This is a genomic window from Marinobacter sp. F4206 (assembly GCF_019392195.1).
GTDB lineage: Bacteria > Pseudomonadota > Gammaproteobacteria > Pseudomonadales > Oleiphilaceae > Marinobacter.
Genome location: NZ_JAHXKI010000002.1, coordinates 1,264,103 through 1,278,924, shown reverse-complemented (window position 1 = coordinate 1,278,924; position 14,822 = coordinate 1,264,103). Strand labels below are relative to the sequence as shown.

General features: G+C 59.7%; 16 protein-coding genes. 6 read left to right on the top strand and 10 right to left on the bottom strand.

Annotated elements, in window-relative coordinates:
- Nucleotides 1–7 precede the first annotated feature (7 nt).
- The 3 genes from KZO34_RS08295 to KZO34_RS08285 all read right to left on the bottom strand — a co-directional run bounded on the left by KZO34_RS08295 (nucleotide 8) and on the right by KZO34_RS08285 (nucleotide 2,774).
- Entirely contained in the window at nucleotides 8–970 is a 963-nt protein-coding gene (locus KZO34_RS08295) for an alpha/beta fold hydrolase (protein ID WP_219475666.1), read from the bottom strand.
- A complete protein-coding gene (locus KZO34_RS08290; protein ID WP_219475664.1) occupies nucleotides 933–1,910 on the bottom strand; it encodes a sterol desaturase family protein in 978 nt (325 codons plus the stop codon). Before KZO34_RS08290 ends, KZO34_RS08295 begins: the two co-directional genes overlap by 38 nt.
- A 114-nt stretch (nucleotides 1,911–2,024) precedes the next feature.
- Nucleotides 2,025–2,774, bottom strand: a complete 750-nt coding sequence (locus KZO34_RS08285) for a glutathione S-transferase family protein (protein ID WP_219475662.1) — start codon at nucleotides 2,772–2,774, stop codon at nucleotides 2,025–2,027.
- Nucleotides 2,775–2,924: 150 nt separating this feature from the next.
- Here KZO34_RS08285 and KZO34_RS08280 point away from each other — a divergent pair, with 150 nt between their 5' ends.
- Complete coding sequence (locus tag KZO34_RS08280; protein WP_219475659.1) at nucleotides 2,925–3,899, top strand: META domain-containing protein; 975 nt, start codon at nucleotides 2,925–2,927, stop codon at nucleotides 3,897–3,899.
- Here the strand turns inward: KZO34_RS08280 and KZO34_RS08275 are convergent.
- The 4 genes from KZO34_RS08275 to KZO34_RS08260 all read right to left on the bottom strand — a co-directional run bounded on the left by KZO34_RS08275 (nucleotide 3,875) and on the right by KZO34_RS08260 (nucleotide 7,975).
- Nucleotides 3,875–4,714 (bottom strand): substrate-binding periplasmic protein, encoded by an 840-nt coding sequence (locus KZO34_RS08275; protein WP_219475657.1) that lies wholly within the window; start codon nucleotides 4,712–4,714, stop codon nucleotides 3,875–3,877. The genes KZO34_RS08280 and KZO34_RS08275 overlap by 25 nt on opposite strands.
- Before the next feature lie 79 nt (nucleotides 4,715–4,793).
- A complete protein-coding gene (locus KZO34_RS08270) occupies nucleotides 4,794–5,852 on the bottom strand; it encodes a quaternary amine ABC transporter ATP-binding protein (RefSeq protein WP_219475654.1) in 1,059 nt (352 codons plus the stop codon).
- Nucleotides 5,853–5,865: 13 nt separating this feature from the next.
- On the bottom strand, nucleotides 5,866–6,897 hold the full coding sequence (locus KZO34_RS08265) for an ABC transporter permease (RefSeq protein ID WP_219475651.1): 1,032 nt from the start codon (nucleotides 6,895–6,897) through the stop codon (nucleotides 5,866–5,868).
- A 106-nt stretch (nucleotides 6,898–7,003) separates the two neighbouring features.
- A complete protein-coding gene (locus KZO34_RS08260) occupies nucleotides 7,004–7,975 on the bottom strand; it encodes an ABC transporter substrate-binding protein (protein WP_219475646.1) in 972 nt (323 codons plus the stop codon).
- A gap of 303 nt (nucleotides 7,976–8,278) precedes the next feature.
- Between KZO34_RS08260 and KZO34_RS08255 the strand changes: the two genes are divergently transcribed.
- The 5 genes from KZO34_RS08255 (at nucleotide 8,279) to KZO34_RS08235 (ending at nucleotide 12,192) form a co-directional block, all read left to right on the top strand.
- On the top strand, nucleotides 8,279–9,379 hold the full coding sequence (locus KZO34_RS08255; RefSeq protein WP_219475642.1) for a M14 family zinc carboxypeptidase: 1,101 nt from the start codon (nucleotides 8,279–8,281) through the stop codon (nucleotides 9,377–9,379).
- A gap of 1 nt (nucleotide 9,380) precedes the next feature.
- Nucleotides 9,381–10,115, top strand: a complete 735-nt coding sequence (locus KZO34_RS08250; RefSeq protein WP_219475639.1) for an alpha/beta fold hydrolase — start codon at nucleotides 9,381–9,383, stop codon at nucleotides 10,113–10,115.
- 97 nt (nucleotides 10,116–10,212) lie between these two features.
- Nucleotides 10,213–10,830 (top strand): glutathione S-transferase family protein, encoded by a 618-nt coding sequence (locus KZO34_RS08245; protein ID WP_219475636.1) that lies wholly within the window; start codon nucleotides 10,213–10,215, stop codon nucleotides 10,828–10,830.
- A 37-nt stretch (nucleotides 10,831–10,867) separates the two neighbouring features.
- On the top strand, nucleotides 10,868–11,533 hold the full coding sequence (locus KZO34_RS08240) for a glutathione S-transferase family protein (protein ID WP_219475633.1): 666 nt from the start codon (nucleotides 10,868–10,870) through the stop codon (nucleotides 11,531–11,533).
- A 44-nt stretch (nucleotides 11,534–11,577) separates the two neighbouring features.
- Entirely contained in the window at nucleotides 11,578–12,192 is a 615-nt protein-coding gene (locus tag KZO34_RS08235) for a DUF4202 domain-containing protein (RefSeq protein WP_219475627.1), read from the top strand.
- Nucleotides 12,193–12,338: 146 nt separating this feature from the next.
- Here the strand turns inward: KZO34_RS08235 and trpC are convergent, their stop codons facing one another.
- The 3 genes from trpC to KZO34_RS08220 are packed head-to-tail and all read right to left on the bottom strand — an operon-like array spanning nucleotide 12,339 to nucleotide 14,812.
- The gene (trpC, locus tag KZO34_RS08230) at nucleotides 12,339–13,160 is read right to left on the bottom strand and encodes an indole-3-glycerol phosphate synthase TrpC (RefSeq protein WP_219475623.1); all 822 of its coding nucleotides are present in this window, start codon (nucleotides 13,158–13,160) and stop codon (nucleotides 12,339–12,341) included.
- A 12-nt stretch (nucleotides 13,161–13,172) separates the two neighbouring features.
- Nucleotides 13,173–14,201 (bottom strand): anthranilate phosphoribosyltransferase, encoded by a 1,029-nt coding sequence (trpD, locus tag KZO34_RS08225; protein ID WP_219475620.1) that lies wholly within the window; start codon nucleotides 14,199–14,201, stop codon nucleotides 13,173–13,175.
- Nucleotides 14,202–14,233: 32 nt separating this feature from the next.
- Nucleotides 14,234–14,812 (bottom strand): aminodeoxychorismate/anthranilate synthase component II, encoded by a 579-nt coding sequence (locus KZO34_RS08220; RefSeq protein ID WP_219475618.1) that lies wholly within the window; start codon nucleotides 14,810–14,812, stop codon nucleotides 14,234–14,236.
- Nucleotides 14,813–14,822: the final 10 nt, after the last annotated feature.

Below are 14,822 nucleotides of genomic sequence, written 5' to 3'. Positions count from 1 at the left end.
CGATTGTTCAGGTGGATCCGATGGGTGCCGGTTGGGTATCTCCGGCTAAGGTCATATCATGCCGGTGAGCCTGTGGCTGACACAAGGACAGAATGTAATCACGGACTTCGTTCACGTTGATTTCGTTCAGCATCTCGTGGCGCCCGCGATCGAACAGGCGCAGGGTTACCCGATGGACGCCGGCATTGCGGATGGCCTGGAAGTGGCGGGTGATGCCCTTGCCCATTTCCCCGACCGGGTCATCGGTGCCGGCAAACAGGTGCACCGGCAGGTCCTTGCGCCACTTGGCCGGAGAAATTGCGAGCATGCCCCGGATAAAGTCGTACCACAGACCTGCGCTGCACTCGAAGCCACAGAAGGGGTCGGCGACGTAGGCATCAACCTGATTGGCGTCACGACTGAGCCAGTCGCTGTCCGTTCGGTTGGGCCGGAACTGGCGGTTGAACTTGGCAAAGGTCATCCGGGCAATGGTCGGGCTGAGGTGCCGGGCTCCATAAACCGTGCGAATGCCACCGATCAGCATGCTTGAGGCCAGCAGCTGTGATCGGTGGATGCGGTTGGTGGCACTCAGGATCAGGGCGTCCAGGGCATCGCCATGTTGTTGTGCGCAGTTCTGGGCGATAAAGGACCCCATGCTGTGTCCCAGGAGCGCAAGCGGAAGGCCTGGAAAATGGTCCCGGGTATGAAGCAAAACCCGATAGAGGTCGTCGGTGACCTTTTCCCAGCCATTGTCGTCGCTGTAGTGTCCCAGCCGGGATTTCGGACAGTTCGGGCCGTGCCCCCGGTGGTCGTAGGTGACCACGGCGACCTGTCGGGCGCAGAGCCAGTGGGCAAACTCGGTGTAGCGCCCGGCGTGTTCGGCCATGCCGTGGGCGATCACCAGAACCGAGGACGGGTGCTCCGGCTCGAAAACGGTGCCGGTGATCTGATGGTCATCCCGACTGGTCAGTGTTAACGGGTGTTCTTGCATGGGGGGTCCCTGAGTCTGACGGTGCCGGGCGTTCCCATTCCGGCGGGTTCCATAGGTGTTTGAGTCGAGACAATAAGCTGCCTGGCCGGGCCATGTCGCGGAACAGGTCCACGTATTCATGGGTCCAGAGCACAAACAGGTTATTGGACGGTACCGGCCGGGTAATGCCGTAGTCGGGCGGATCCTTGGCATCCTCATCCACAAAGGAGCCGAAAAGACGATCCCAGATGATCAGGGTGCCACCGTAGTTGCGGTCAATGTAGCCCGGGTTGCGGCCGTGGTGAACGCGGTGATGGCTGGGCGTGTTGAAGATCAGCTCGACCCAGCCCGGCAGGCGTCGCAAAAGGGTGGTGTGTATGAAGAACTGGTAGACCAGGGACAGGGCATAGGCGATGCCGATCCAGACCGGGTTGAACCCCAGCAGTGCCATGGGCAGGTAGAACACCCACATGCCGTTGAAGATGTTGGTGGCGTTCTGGCGCATGGCCGTGGAGAAGTTCATGCGCTCCGAGGAATGATGGACCACGTGGGCGGCCCAGAACCAGCGCATGCGATGGCTGGCCCGATGCATCCAGTAGAAGCAGAAGTCGACGCCCAGGAAGGTGAGGAATCCGGTCAGCCAGCTTAGTTCCAGATCGAAGGCCCGGTAGTGGTAACACAGGGCATAGACCGGGAAGGCGATAATCCCCGCGAACAGCAGCTCTGTGGTCTGGTAGCCCGCACCCAGGGCAAAATTGCGCACCGCTTCCCGGGCATCCATCAGCGCCGGGTTGTGCCGGATTCGGAGATACTCCCAGAGGGCGACCGCGATGAACACCGGGGTCGCAAACACGAAAATAAGCTGTCGCTCGTCCAGAGCCAGCCAGGGCGACACGGCGTCCCAAAGCGGCCGGAGCCCGCTGTCGTCGAGCACGGCGAGCAGCATGTCAGTCAAAGCCATAGCGAATCTGCCAGTGTTGTTATTGTTCGGGGTTTATTCTGGCATGAAAGCCTGCGCAGGCCGTTGTCGGTTTCCGACACAAGCGCTGGCGATTTGCGACACCGATGCCGGCAGTCAGCGGGGTTTCCGGTGGCTCTCGTAAACTTTCGACAGTACCTCAAGCTGCGGTTGCCACTGTTCCAGCCAGGTTTTGATGTCCCGGGGTATTTTGCCGGGCTTGGGCCAGGGTATCGGGTACTCGGCCGGTTGGAACATGGGCGAAAACATAGCGGCCGCGGTCAGGTCGGCACGAGAGAAGGCGTCTCCGGCAAGGTAGGGGCGCGTTTCGTAGGCTTCCGCCAGATCATTCAGCAGTTCTTCCATAACCAGGCGCGACTGTTCCGAGGTTTTCTCGTTGATCTTCATCCATTTGCGCATGACCTCGTCGACGCGGCTGAAGGCCAGGCTCAGCAAGAAACGGTTATAGAAGGGGGTGCCTGCCGCCAGCATGGGCACCACCACTTTCGGCCGCTGCAGGAAATGATGGTAGGAGTAGCAGCGAACCGCCGGGCCGGCTTCCTCGTCCAACCGTTTTTCCCAGGCCAGGGCCTGCTCCCGGACGTCAGGGTCGGCCGGTGTCAGTGGCCGTTCCGGAAAGGTCTGGTCCAGGTAGTCGATGATCCGGGCGGATCCCTGGACGATATGGCCGTCATGATCCAGTACAGGGACCGATGAGTCCTTGCCGCCGGTGAGTGCCTGGATGGTTTTCATGTGCTGGCCAGGCAGCAGGGTGGTGGTCTCGTAATTGAGGCCTTTGTAATCCAGCGCCCAGCGGATTTTTTCGCAATAGTGGGAAATGGCGAACTGGTAAAGCTTGAGAGCCATGGTGTATCTCCTTGTTTGAGCCCCTAGCATAATCAGGAAGAAGCCGGATAAGAAGCCTTGATGGGCGGGCCGTGTCCGGGGATCGATGGTCTAATGGGGGCCTGCGTTTTACACTGTGGCCCGAGGTTCAATTGACCAAGGAAACTGACCATGCCCTCCATTCGAATTCTGGCGCTGCCCCTTGCAGTTGCCGGTCTTGTCGTCTCTGCCTGTTCAACACCGTCCGGACCGGCCAGTCCGATGGTCAACGACTACGCTTGTGGCCAGCTGGATATTCAGGTGTCAGCCGACCCGGACAGCCGGCTGTTGAGTGTTGATTATCTGGACAAGCGGATGTTGCTCAAGCCGGCAGAGGCCGCTTCCGGTGCGCTGTATGTTGCGCCGGGCGACGACAGCACCCGGCTCTGGACCAAAGGCGAGCGAGCCATGCTCTCCATTCGTGGCCAGAAGTACCCGGAATGCCTTCAGCCGGGCGCGCTCGCGATGCCGTTCAGTGCCCAGGGTAACGAGCCGTTCTGGAGGGCCAAGGTGCAGGCCGGCATGCTGGAGGTAACCCGTCCCTATGAGCCAGACGCCATAATGAGCGTCCTTGTTGAGCAGAAGACCGCAGACCGCCATGGCCGGGAATTTGTCGGTGAAGCCGACGGCATGCGGGCCGTACTGACGGTGGCCACGCAGTTGTGTCAGGACACCATGTCCGGCGTCCAGTTTCCCAATCAGGCCCGCTTAACCTTGAATGGCGAAGTCTATGAGGGGTGTGGCGGAGACCCCTTGCGTCTGTTCCGGGGGGCTGAATGGGTGGTCGATGACCTGGCGGAGCAGGGGATCATTGACCGTTCCCGCATGTCTGTCCGATTCCTGGAAAATAATCGGGTTTCCGGACGAGGATCCTGCAATCGCTATAGCGGTCGTTACGAGTTCAGTGGTGAGGGCGGACTCACGTTCAGCCGGCTGGCGGCTACCCGAATGGCCTGTGCACCGGCATTGATGATGCAGGAAGACCGCTTTTTCGATGTCATGGGCCGGGTGTCCGGGGCCCGGATCGGACAAGCCGGGGAGTTGTTGCTAACGACCCCGCAGGGAGAAGTGATCAAGGCGTTTCAGTCCGGCCACGACAGCCCGTAGAGGGAAAGGATTTCCTGAAAACGACCGGTTTCCCGGAGCTTGCGGACACCTTCGGTTAGCAAGGCCGCGAACTCTGGCGAATCGGGATTGGCCGGCGAAAAGGCAATGTAGGTCGGCATCTGCTCCAGTTGCCCGACCATGCGCAGGGCTGGCGGATTATCCATATGGGCAAGGGTCCACTGCATGACACGCTTGTCTTCGGGCAGCACATCGGTGCGATCCTGCCCGAGCAGTTCGATGGCCCGGTCAAGGGGCGACGGGCCTGAAATGATCCACACCCGGTTCCGGTCTTCCCTGTGGTCCTCGATGTATTCGTCGAGTTCCGGGGAGTAGGAGTATCCGTTGATGGCGATCAGTTTGTAAGCCTTAAGGGAGTCGATATCCCGGTAGCTCCAGTGGCTGTCGGAATGGGCGAACAGCGCCGTTCGGGCCTGGCCAATGGCTTCCTCCGGGAACACGAACCCTGGCGCATCACTGATGAAGGCGCCAACGACCGCGTCAACGTAGCCCTCTTCGGCCTGTGCCAGTGCCCGGGCCCAGCTCATATTGACGTAGGTGACGTTGAGCCGCGCCAACGCAAAGGCCTCCCGGGCAATTTCGACCATGTAGCCTTCCCGTTCGGACCCCGCCTCGCAGTTGTGCGGACACCACGGGTCGGCGGCGATCGTTATCGTGCGCCACTGCTTGGACTGGCTGTTTTCAGGGAAGACGGCAGGTTCGGAAAATTCCGTTTCCGGCACCACGGGGGGAGGGTCTTCTGGCGGCGAACACGCCGCCAGAAACGTAAGGGCAATCAGCAGAAAGGCTCTCAGCATGATGGTATGGCCGGTATGCCGTCAGTGCGACTCAACCTGAATCATACCCCGTGCCCGGCGCTTTGTAACGCGGCCGATCCTAGTTGGCCCTATTCTCCCTTTCCTCGGAGGCCGCTGTAGGAACCAGTGCCCGGGTCAAATCCTTCATGGTCAGGGCGCCTATCTGTTCGCCATCGCGCACAACCCGGAAAACCAGGGAGGTGTCGCCTTCGGAGCGCGACAGCACGGTCTCCAGATTGTCCTTCTCGGAGATGTCCCCGGCGTACTCGATATCGTCCCGGTCCGGCTGGGTCATGATCGAGCGTACCCGGAGAACCCGCGCGCGATTGATGTCGCTGATGAAGTCGATGATGTACGGGTCATTGGGATTGAGCAGAATGTCCTGGGGATCACCCTGCTGGACGACCCTGCCGTCTTTCAGGATCACCAGATGGTCGGCCAGCTTCAGGGCTTCGTCCAGGTCGTGGGTAATGAACACGATGGTCTTGTGCAGCTCCTCCTGCAGTTCCAGCAGCAGGTCCTGCATGTCCGACCGGATGAGCGGGTCGAGCGCCGAGAAGGCCTCGTCCATCAGCATGACCGGTGAGTTGGAGACCAGTGCGCGGGCGATACCCACACGCTGCTGCATACCCCCGGACAACTCATGAGGGTATTGGTTTTCATTGCCTTCCAGGCCGACGCGGGCCAGCCACTTGCGGGCTTCCCCTTCGAACTCTTCGGTTTTCTTGCCACGAACATCCATGGCCATGCCGGCGTTTTCCAGCACCGTTTTGTGTGGCAGCAGGGCGAACTTCTGGAACACCATGGACATGCGTTCACGCCGCAGCTTACGAAGATCTTCCTCGTCGTAATCGAGCACGTTCTCGCCGTCGAACAGGATTTCACCCGCGGTCGGCTCGATCAGGCGATTCAGGTGCCGGATCAGGGTGGACTTGCCGGAGCCGGACAAGCCCATGATGACGGTGATTTCGCCGTCGCGCATGTCGACGTTGATGTCCTGGAGCCCGAGCACGTGATTCTGCTTTTCCAGCAGCTCGGACTTGCCCATACCTTTGCGTACGTACTCGAGCCCGACATCCGGTGTCGGGCCAAAAATCTTGTACAGGTTCTTGATGGAAATCTTGATATCTCTTGCCACGTCTCTGTCCTCACTACTTTTGGGCGGCATTGATGCGTGCCAGAGAAGCCTTGGTTACCCGATCGAGGATAACGGCCAGAATGACGATGCCGAGGCCGGACACCAGGCCAACGCCCAGTTCCAGGTTACGAATCCCGCGCAGAACCAGGACGCCAAGTCCCGGTGCGGAGACCAGGGACGCGATTACAACCATGGCAAGGCTCATCATGATGGTCTGGTTTACACCCGCCATGATGTTGGGCAGCGCCAGCGGAATCTGGACCTTGAACAACTTCTGCCGGGGCGTCATGCCATAGGCATCGGCAGCCTCGATCACTTCCTTATCCACCAGTCGGATACCGAGGTTGGTCAGACGGATGACCGGAACAATGGCGTACAGGATGATGGCAATGCCGTACAGTTTGGACTCGGTGACGCTGAACAGGAAAATCAGCGGAATCAGATAGACGAACGGCGGCAGCGTTTGCAGCATATCCAGCACCGGGATGGTCAGCCGCTGCATCATATCGCTTCGCGACATTGCGATCCCTATCGGCACCCCTATCAGCACGCAGATCAAGGCGCAGACAAAGATGATGGCCAGGGTTTGCATGGCGTATTCGTAGTAGTCAATGAACGCCAGGGTGACAAAGCTGATGGCGACAAATGAAACCAGCTTCCAGGATTTGCTGACCAGAAAGACCACCGCCAGCAGGATCGGGATGATGATCCACCAGGGTGCGCTCAGCATCGCGTACAAAGTACCGTCGAGCGCCCAGCTCAGTGGTTGGGTAATGGGGTCGAGCACAACACTCAAGCTGTCCTTGATAGCAAGGAAGCCTTCTTCGAGACCTTTGGTCAGTTCCCGGGATTGAGGGAAAGCCGGGCAAGCCTTGTTCAGGGCATCCATGGAGGGGAAAGGTAAATCCCAGACTGAGGTCGTGGTGGCCTCTTCGCCTTTTGTTTTCGACAGCAGCTGAGCCATGGACATGGGGGCATCACTCTTGCCCTCGGAACACCAGTCATCCAGACCGAGTGATGAAAAAACAAAATCGTAAGTAGCCATGATTTGTCAGGTTCCTGCGCGTATCTCCGCCAGGTCAACGGACATCGGGTTAATGGAGGAAGGAAACGGACGGGGCCATTGACGGCCCCGTCTCAGCTGGAACAACTCAGTTGCTCAGGATTGCTGCGAGTTTTTCGCGGGCGGAATCGTTGAGCCACTCTTTCCAGGTGTTGGAGTTGTTGCTCAGGAAGTAGACCGCCGCTTCTTCTGCAGAGGCATTGTTGTCGCTCTTCCAGGCCAGCACCTGGCTCATGGTGTCGGTCTCGAAGGTCATCTTGCTGAGCATGTCAGCCACTTCAGGCTCCCGCTCCCGGAAATCGGTGGTGACCGAGGTCAGTACCGGCGCGGCCGGGAAATCGGAAACCTTCGGGTTGGCGTTATCCTGGTTCTGGTTCGCCGTATGGGCGGCTTCATCGTATTCGCCAAGATCAACGCGAGTCATGTCAAACTTGCCGAGTGGTACGGTGGGACCCCAGTAATAACCAAACCAGGGTTCTTCGCTTCCGACTGCAGAGGCCATGGACGAAGCCAGGGTTTCACCGGAGCCGTGGTTGAATACCTCAATGCCTGAGGATTCCAGATCCAGGGCCCTGATCAGGTTGTCGTTGACGATGCGGCAGCCCCAGCCATCCGGGCAGTTGTTGAAGCGGGCATCCACCAGCTCCGGATTCGCCATGATGCCTTCGATGGTCTTCAGTTCGGGATGGGCTTCGACCAGGTAGGTCGGGATCCACCAGCCTTCAACGCCGCCCGGGGTCAGGACCTTGCCCAGACGCTCAACCTTGCCTTCGGCTTCGAGGCGCTCGTAAACCTCACCGGTGGAGTTCAGCCACAGCTCGGTCACGATGTCAGGCTCGCCGTTTTCGGCAACCGAGGTCACGGCCGGGACGGTGTCAGACGGGACCACATTGACCTCGCAGCCGTAGCCCTGTTCCATCATGAACTTGGCAACGTTGGTGACAACAGAGGCAGAGGCCCAGTTCATTTCGGTGATCGAGACTTCGCCACATTGGTTGGCCTGGGCGAGGCCCGGCGCGGCGGCAGCGCACAGTAAAACTGCGGAAGTAATCTTACGCATACTCACTTCTCCTTTTCAGGTTGGTGATTCATTTGATTATGCATGGGGGACAGACTTACGAGTACGAGATCGCGACCTTTGCAGATCGGATGGGGAGTGTTCTTTGAGTTATCGGTGGTATCAATCAAACCATTCAATCTCGAACAACAGGACCTTTCAGGATAAGGATCCTGAGAAGAGTTACAAGTCTGTTAATGTAAATGTGTACATTGTGAGGTCATGTTGGTCCGGCGTTCGAGAGTGCGTTGTCAACCAACTGTAGCATTAATGGCCTAGACTCCAGCCGTTTAGGGGGAGCGCGCCATGACCGAATTGCGGAGACTGACACCTCACACAGCCATCTCTTCAGAACAGGCCGCCCGGGACGGTCGTCAGCGGCGACTGCTGCGAACCTTTCTTCCGGAAATGGTGCAGCTCGAGCGCTTGCTGGCTGAGGCACCGCCGACCGTAACTACCGAGGTGGTCGAACGAATTCCAGTCGCCGAGCTGTCTCTGTCGGTCTACCGGGTGGACCTTGGCAGTGAGCGGCCCGATGTGCCGGCCATCTTACTGGTGGGTGGCGTTCACGGTCTGGAGCGAATAGGCAGCCAGGTGGTCATGGCATGGTTGGGTTCGGTGCTTGCACGATTGCGATGGGACGAGCGGCTTCGGCAATTGCTGGACAGCGTGCGGGTAACCATACTGCCGATACTTAACCCCGGTGGAATGTTTCTGAACCAGCGCAGCAACCCTAATGGCGTGGATCTGATGCGCAATGCGCCGATTGTTGCCCAGGAACGCAGCGCGTTCATGCTTGGTGGCCAGCGGCTGTCGTCCAGGCTGCCCTGGTACATCGGCGACCCGGAGCAGGGCATGGAACCCGAGAATCGGGCGCTCGACGTGGTCATCAGCGAGCTGATCCCGGGGCGCCCGTTCAATGTGGCCCTGGACTGCCATTCCGGCTTTGGCTGGAAAGACCAGATCTGGTTTCCCTATGCCTACCGCCGCCGGCCCATGCGTCGCATCGCCGCGGTGATGGCCCTGAAACTGATCTGGGAGCAGGCCTATCCCAACCACGATTACAACTTTGAACCCCAGTCCCGCCACTACCTCACCCACGGCGATCTCTGGGACTATTTCTACAAGCAGGTCAACCGCAACAGTGATGGGGTTTTCCTGCCCCTGACTCTGGAAATGGGGTCCTGGCGTTGGATCCGGAAGCGGCCCCGGCAGTTGCTCAGGCTGGACGGATTCTTCAATCCTCTCGTTCCGCACCGGCACAAGCGGGTCTTGCGCAGCCACCTGACCTGGATTGACTTCCTCCTGAGCGCCGCGGCCAGCCATCAAAACTGGTTGCCGGTCCGGGAGGAGGAGTCCATGCTTAGAGAAGCAGCCATCATGCACTGGTATCGGGATACTCAATGACATGGACTGGATTCTGTTGCGGGGACTGACCCGCGAGCAGGGCCACTGGGGCGACTTTCCCCAGCGTCTGCAAGCGGCGTTTCCCGACCAGCGTTTTCATCCGGTGGATATGCCCGGCACCGGTGTGCATTTTCGCGAATCCAGCCCGGACACCATCACCGGCATCCGGGAGGCGGTGCGCCGGCAGGTCCAGCACATTCCCAAACCCTTCAGCATCCTGGCATTGTCCATGGGCGGCATGGTGGCGCTGGACTGGGCCCAGCATGCGCCCGAGGGTGAAATCCAGAACCTGGTGCTGATCAATACCAGCTCCGGTTTCAGTCCATTCTGGCAGCGCATGCGTCCGGGAACCTGGCCACGCTTGTTGCGAATGTTGTCCCGTCGGGAACTGTTCTACCGGGAGCGCGATCTCCTTCGGCTGACCTCCAATCGGCAACTGCCTCTCGAGCTGGTCAAGCAGTGGTACCGGATTCAGCGCCAGCGTCCAGTCAGTGCCAGCAATGCCTGGAGACAGTTGAAGGCCGCAACCCGATATCGCCCGGGCCAAAAACGTCCGCTGTCCGATGCCCTGTTGTTGGCCAGCCGGGGCGATCGACTCGTGCACTGGAAGTGCAGTTCGGCACTGGAACAACGCTGGCAGTGGACCCTGAGGGTGCACCACGATGCCGGGCATGATCTGGCTATCGACGAGCCCGATTGGATCGTGCGCGAGCTGGAGGCGTGGCTGATCCGTTAGCGTTGGTTGCTTGACGCAACTCTTTGTTCGGGGCAGGCTCTCGGTTTGTCTTTCAGTTGTACAAACCTGTCACCAGTCCGGAACGGAGCCGACAACAATGAAAATCTTCGAGACCAAAACCGCCCCCAACCCCCGCCGGGTCCGCATGTTCATGGCCGAGAAAGGGCTGCTGGACAAGGCTGAATTTGTCGAGATCGATCTCGAGAAGGGCGAGAACCTGACACCGGAATACGTCGCCCGCAACCCGATGAAGAAAGTGCCAGTCATGGAGCTGGACGACGGGACCTGCATTGCCGAAACCATGGCGATTTGCCGCTATTTTGAGGAAAGCTATCCGGACACCCCGAGCCTGCTGGGCGATACCCCGCTGGAGAGGGCTCAGCTGGAACAGTGGCTGCGATGGATTGAGCTGTTTTTCTTCATGCCCACCGGCATGTGTTTCCAGCACACCAGCGGCTATTTCAAGGACCGGATGAACCCGATCAAGGAGTGGGGCGAGGAGTGCGGCCAGCAGGTCGAGAAGTTCATGGACTTCCTCAACCAGCATCTGGAGGGCAAGGAGTACATCTGCTGCGACCGCTTCACCGCGGCGGACATCAATGCCTTTACGACCCTGGCCTTTGCCCGGGTCGTAAAAATCCGGATCAAGCCGGAACAGACCAACCTGCAGGCCTGGTTCGACCGGATCAAGTCGCGCCCGTCGGCACAGGTCTGATGGCGCCGATCCGATGACTACCCGCCAGGAGAATGCCATGATTGATCTGTATACCTCGCCGACGCCGAACGGGCACAAGGTGTCGGTTTTGCTGGAAGAGCTGGCGGTCGAGTACAACCTGATTCCGGTCGACCTGTCCAAGGGCGAACAGAAAACCCCCGAGTTTCTGGCGATGAACCCCAATGGCCGGATTCCGGTAATCGTGGACCGGGACAACGATGACTTCGTCGTGTTCGAATCCGGCGCCATCATGATTTATCTGGCCGAAAAATACGGCCAGTTCTACCCGGCCGATCCAAAAATTCGCTCCCGGGCCCTGCAATGGCTGATGTTCCAGATGGGTGGCGTCGGACCGATGATGGGTCAGGCGAACGTGTTCTACCGGTATTTCCCGGAGAAGATCCAGCCCGCCATCGATCGCTACCAGCATGAATGCCGCCGCCTGTTCGAGGTTCTGGACAGCCGTCTGGCGGAGTCGCGCTATCTCGCCGGTGACGAGATCACCATTGCCGATTTCGCCAACTGGGCCTGGGTGCGTACCTACAATTGGTCGGGCGTGTCCATGGAAGGCCTGGATCACCTGAAACGCTGGGTCGATGAGCTGTATGAGCGCCCGGGTTGCGCGGCCGGTATTCGAAAGCCGGAGCGGCCGCACAATACCAACGATCTGGTCAAAAGTGCCCAGACCATGGTGACCCGGTAAGGCCGGTGATAACCTGAGCCCAATTTGACCGACAGGAGCAAGGGATGACCGCCTTAGCACAATTAGACTGTGCGCTGGAGACCATTGATCGCGCCAATCGTGCCGATCCCAATCGGGAAACCGTCGATGGCGAATCGTTGCCCCGGGAATATGCCTACAGCCTGCACATGACCCGTTGGCTGTTTACCCTTGAGACGGCTCCCTCCGAGCGCATGCAGATTGCCTGTCGGGCCCAGCACATTGAACGCTGGACCATCCCCCGCAGAGACTATCCGGAAGGCCGGAAATCTTATTACCAGTGGCGTCAGGCCTGTGGCCGGATGCATGGGCAGCGGGCGGCCGAGATCATGGCCGGGTGCGGGTACGATTCCGCGGAGTGCGAGAAGGTGGAAACCATCCTGACCAAGCGCGAACTGCGTAACGATGCCGACACCCAGCTGCTGGAAGATGTCGCCTGCATGGTCTTTCTGGAACGGTATTTCGCCGATTTCTATGAGGAAAAGGCGGACTACGATCGGGAAAAGTGGCTGCGCATCGTGCGCCGGACCTGGGGCAAGATGTCGCCCCGGGGGCATGAGGCGGCATTGAAGCTGGCTGAGGGTATGCCGGCACATCTGCTGGCGGTGTTGCAGGAGGCGTTGGCTGAACCGCGGGAATGATTCTCCAACCTCATCTGTGTGCACAGGCCATCGGGTGGGACGAAGCAAAATACGCTGTAGATACCTCCCTGTACGCTCGGCTCCGCCATCCATGGCTCCGCACGATTTTGCTCCGTCCCACCCAATGGCCTGTTTCGACTTTTGCGTCAGCCTTCCGGAAAAAATAGCTCTTGAAGCTTCTGCCCCGGCTCCTCAGCTCGCATGAACGATTCCCCGACCAAGAATCCATAAATTCCTCGGGCGGTCATCGCCTCGACATCGGCGCGGGTCATGATGCCGCTTTCGGTGATGCTCAGCCGGTCGGCGGCAATGCGCTCGTGCAGGTCGAAAGTGGTGTCCAGGGACACCTCGAAGGTGTGCAGGTTGCGGTTGTTGATACCGACCAGCGGGGTTTTTAGTGTTAGGGCGTCGTCCAGTTCGGCGCCATCATGAACTTCTACCAGCACGTCCAGGCCGATTTCATGGGCGATGCCTTCCAGCTCCTGCATCTGGTCCCTGGTCAGGCAAGCGGCAATCAGCAGGATGCAGTCTGCGCCAATGGCCCGGCTCTCATACACCTGGTAAGGCGCGACCATAAAGTCCTTGCGGATGACCGGCAGGCCACAGGCGTTGCGGGCGGCCACCAGATAATCTTCGTGGCCCTGGAAGAAATCCCTGTCGGTGAGTACGGACAGGCAGGCGGCGCCGCCCTGTTCATAGCTGTCGGCAATGGCCGCGGGTTCAAACGGGTCCCGCAGTATGCCCTTGCTGGGCGAGGCCTTCTTGATCTCGGCAATCACCGCCGGCGTCTGCTGTTCGATACGGCGGCGCAGGGTATTGGCGAATCCGCGGGCTGGCGGCTGGTCACCGGCCATGGCTTTCAGGTCGTCGATGCTGACCCTGGGTTTGCGCTCGTCAATCTCTTCCCATTTCCGATCAACGATTTTCCGCAGGATGGTGGGAGTCTTGTCCAGATGTCTGTCAGTCATTGTCGATGTCGCTCAGAAACACTGGGAAAAGTCGGCCAGTTCGGACATCTTGCCCGCAGCCAGGCCAGAGCCGATGGCGTCCAGGGCCAGCTCGACGCCGGCCTTCGGCGTGTCTGCCAGCCCGGCCACGTAGATGGCCGCTCCGGCATTCAGGGCAATCAGGTCTCGTGCCTTTTCCGCCATCTCGTCGTGGCCACGGCCAAAGGCGGCGCGGATCAGTTTCAGGGAGTCCTCGGAGCTGTCCACGGTCAGACCGACCAGGGACTGGCTCTTCACACCCAGGTCCTCGGGGGTGATGTCGTATTCGGTGATTTCGCCATTTTTCAGCTCCGCAACATGAGTGGGGCTGGCCAGGCTGATTTCATCCAGCCCGTCTTTCGAACAGACCACCATGATGTGCTCGGAACCCAGGCGCTGGAGTACTTCCGCCATGGGCCGACACAGGTCCCGGGTGAACACCCCGAGCAGCTGGCGCTTGACGCCGGCCGGGTTGGTCATCGGCCCGAGGATGTTGAAGATGGTGCGGCAACCGAGTTCCTTGCGCGGTCCGATGGCGTGCTTCATGGCGCCATGGTGGGCCGGGGCAAACATGAAGCCCACGCCGATCTGTTCGATGCAGCGGGCGACCTGGTCCGGTGTCATGTTCAGGTTGATGCCGGCTTTCTCGATCAGGTCGGCGCTGCCGCTCTTGGAGGACACGCCCCGGTTGCCATGCTTGGCGACATAGCCGCCGGCGGCGGCGACCACGAAGGCGGAGGCTGAAGACACGTTGAACAGGTTGGCGCCGTCACCACCGGTGCCCACGATGTCCACCAGCGGCTCGGCCTTGACCGTCACGCCGGTGGCCAGTTCGCGCATGACTTCGGTGGCGCCGGTGATCTCATCGATGGTTTCGCTCTTGAGTCGCAGCCCCATGAGAAAAGCCCCGATCTGAGCATCGGTGGCCTCGCCATTCATCACGATGCGCATGACCTGTTTCATCTCTTCCCGGGACAGGTCCAGGTTGGAGGCAATCCGGTTCAGAGCGTCTTTCATGTCCATGTTATGCGGCCTCTCGGTTGTTATTGGCGGATTCAGCTTCGCAGGAAGTTGCGCAGCAGTTCGTGACCCTGCTCGGTCATAATAGACTCAGGATGGAACTGCACCCCCTCAATGGGCAGGGTCTTGTGGCGCACGCCCATGATTTCTTCCACCGAGCCGTCGTCATTACGGGTCCAGGCGGTGACTTCCAGGCACTCCGGCAGGGTCGTCTGGTCGATGACCAGACTGTGGTAACGGGTGGCCTGGAGCGGGTTGTTCAGGCCACGGAAGACCCCGGTGTCCCGGTGATACACCGGGGAGACCTTACCGTGCATCACGCGCCCGGCACGGATGACGTCGCCGCCGTAGACCTGACCGATGGCCTGGTGGCCAAGACAGATGCCAAGGATCGGGAGTTTGCCGGCAAAGTGTCGAATGGCCGCCATGGAAATGCCCGCTTCGTTGGGCGTGCACGGCCCCGGCGAAATGACCAGGCGCTCCGGCTTCAAGGCCTCGATCTCTTCCACAGTGATTTCGTCATTCCGATGGACCTGCACGTCGGCACCCAGCTCGGCCAGGTACTGCACCACGTTGTAGGTGAAGGAATCGTAGTTATCGATCATCAGCAACATAATCCGTTCC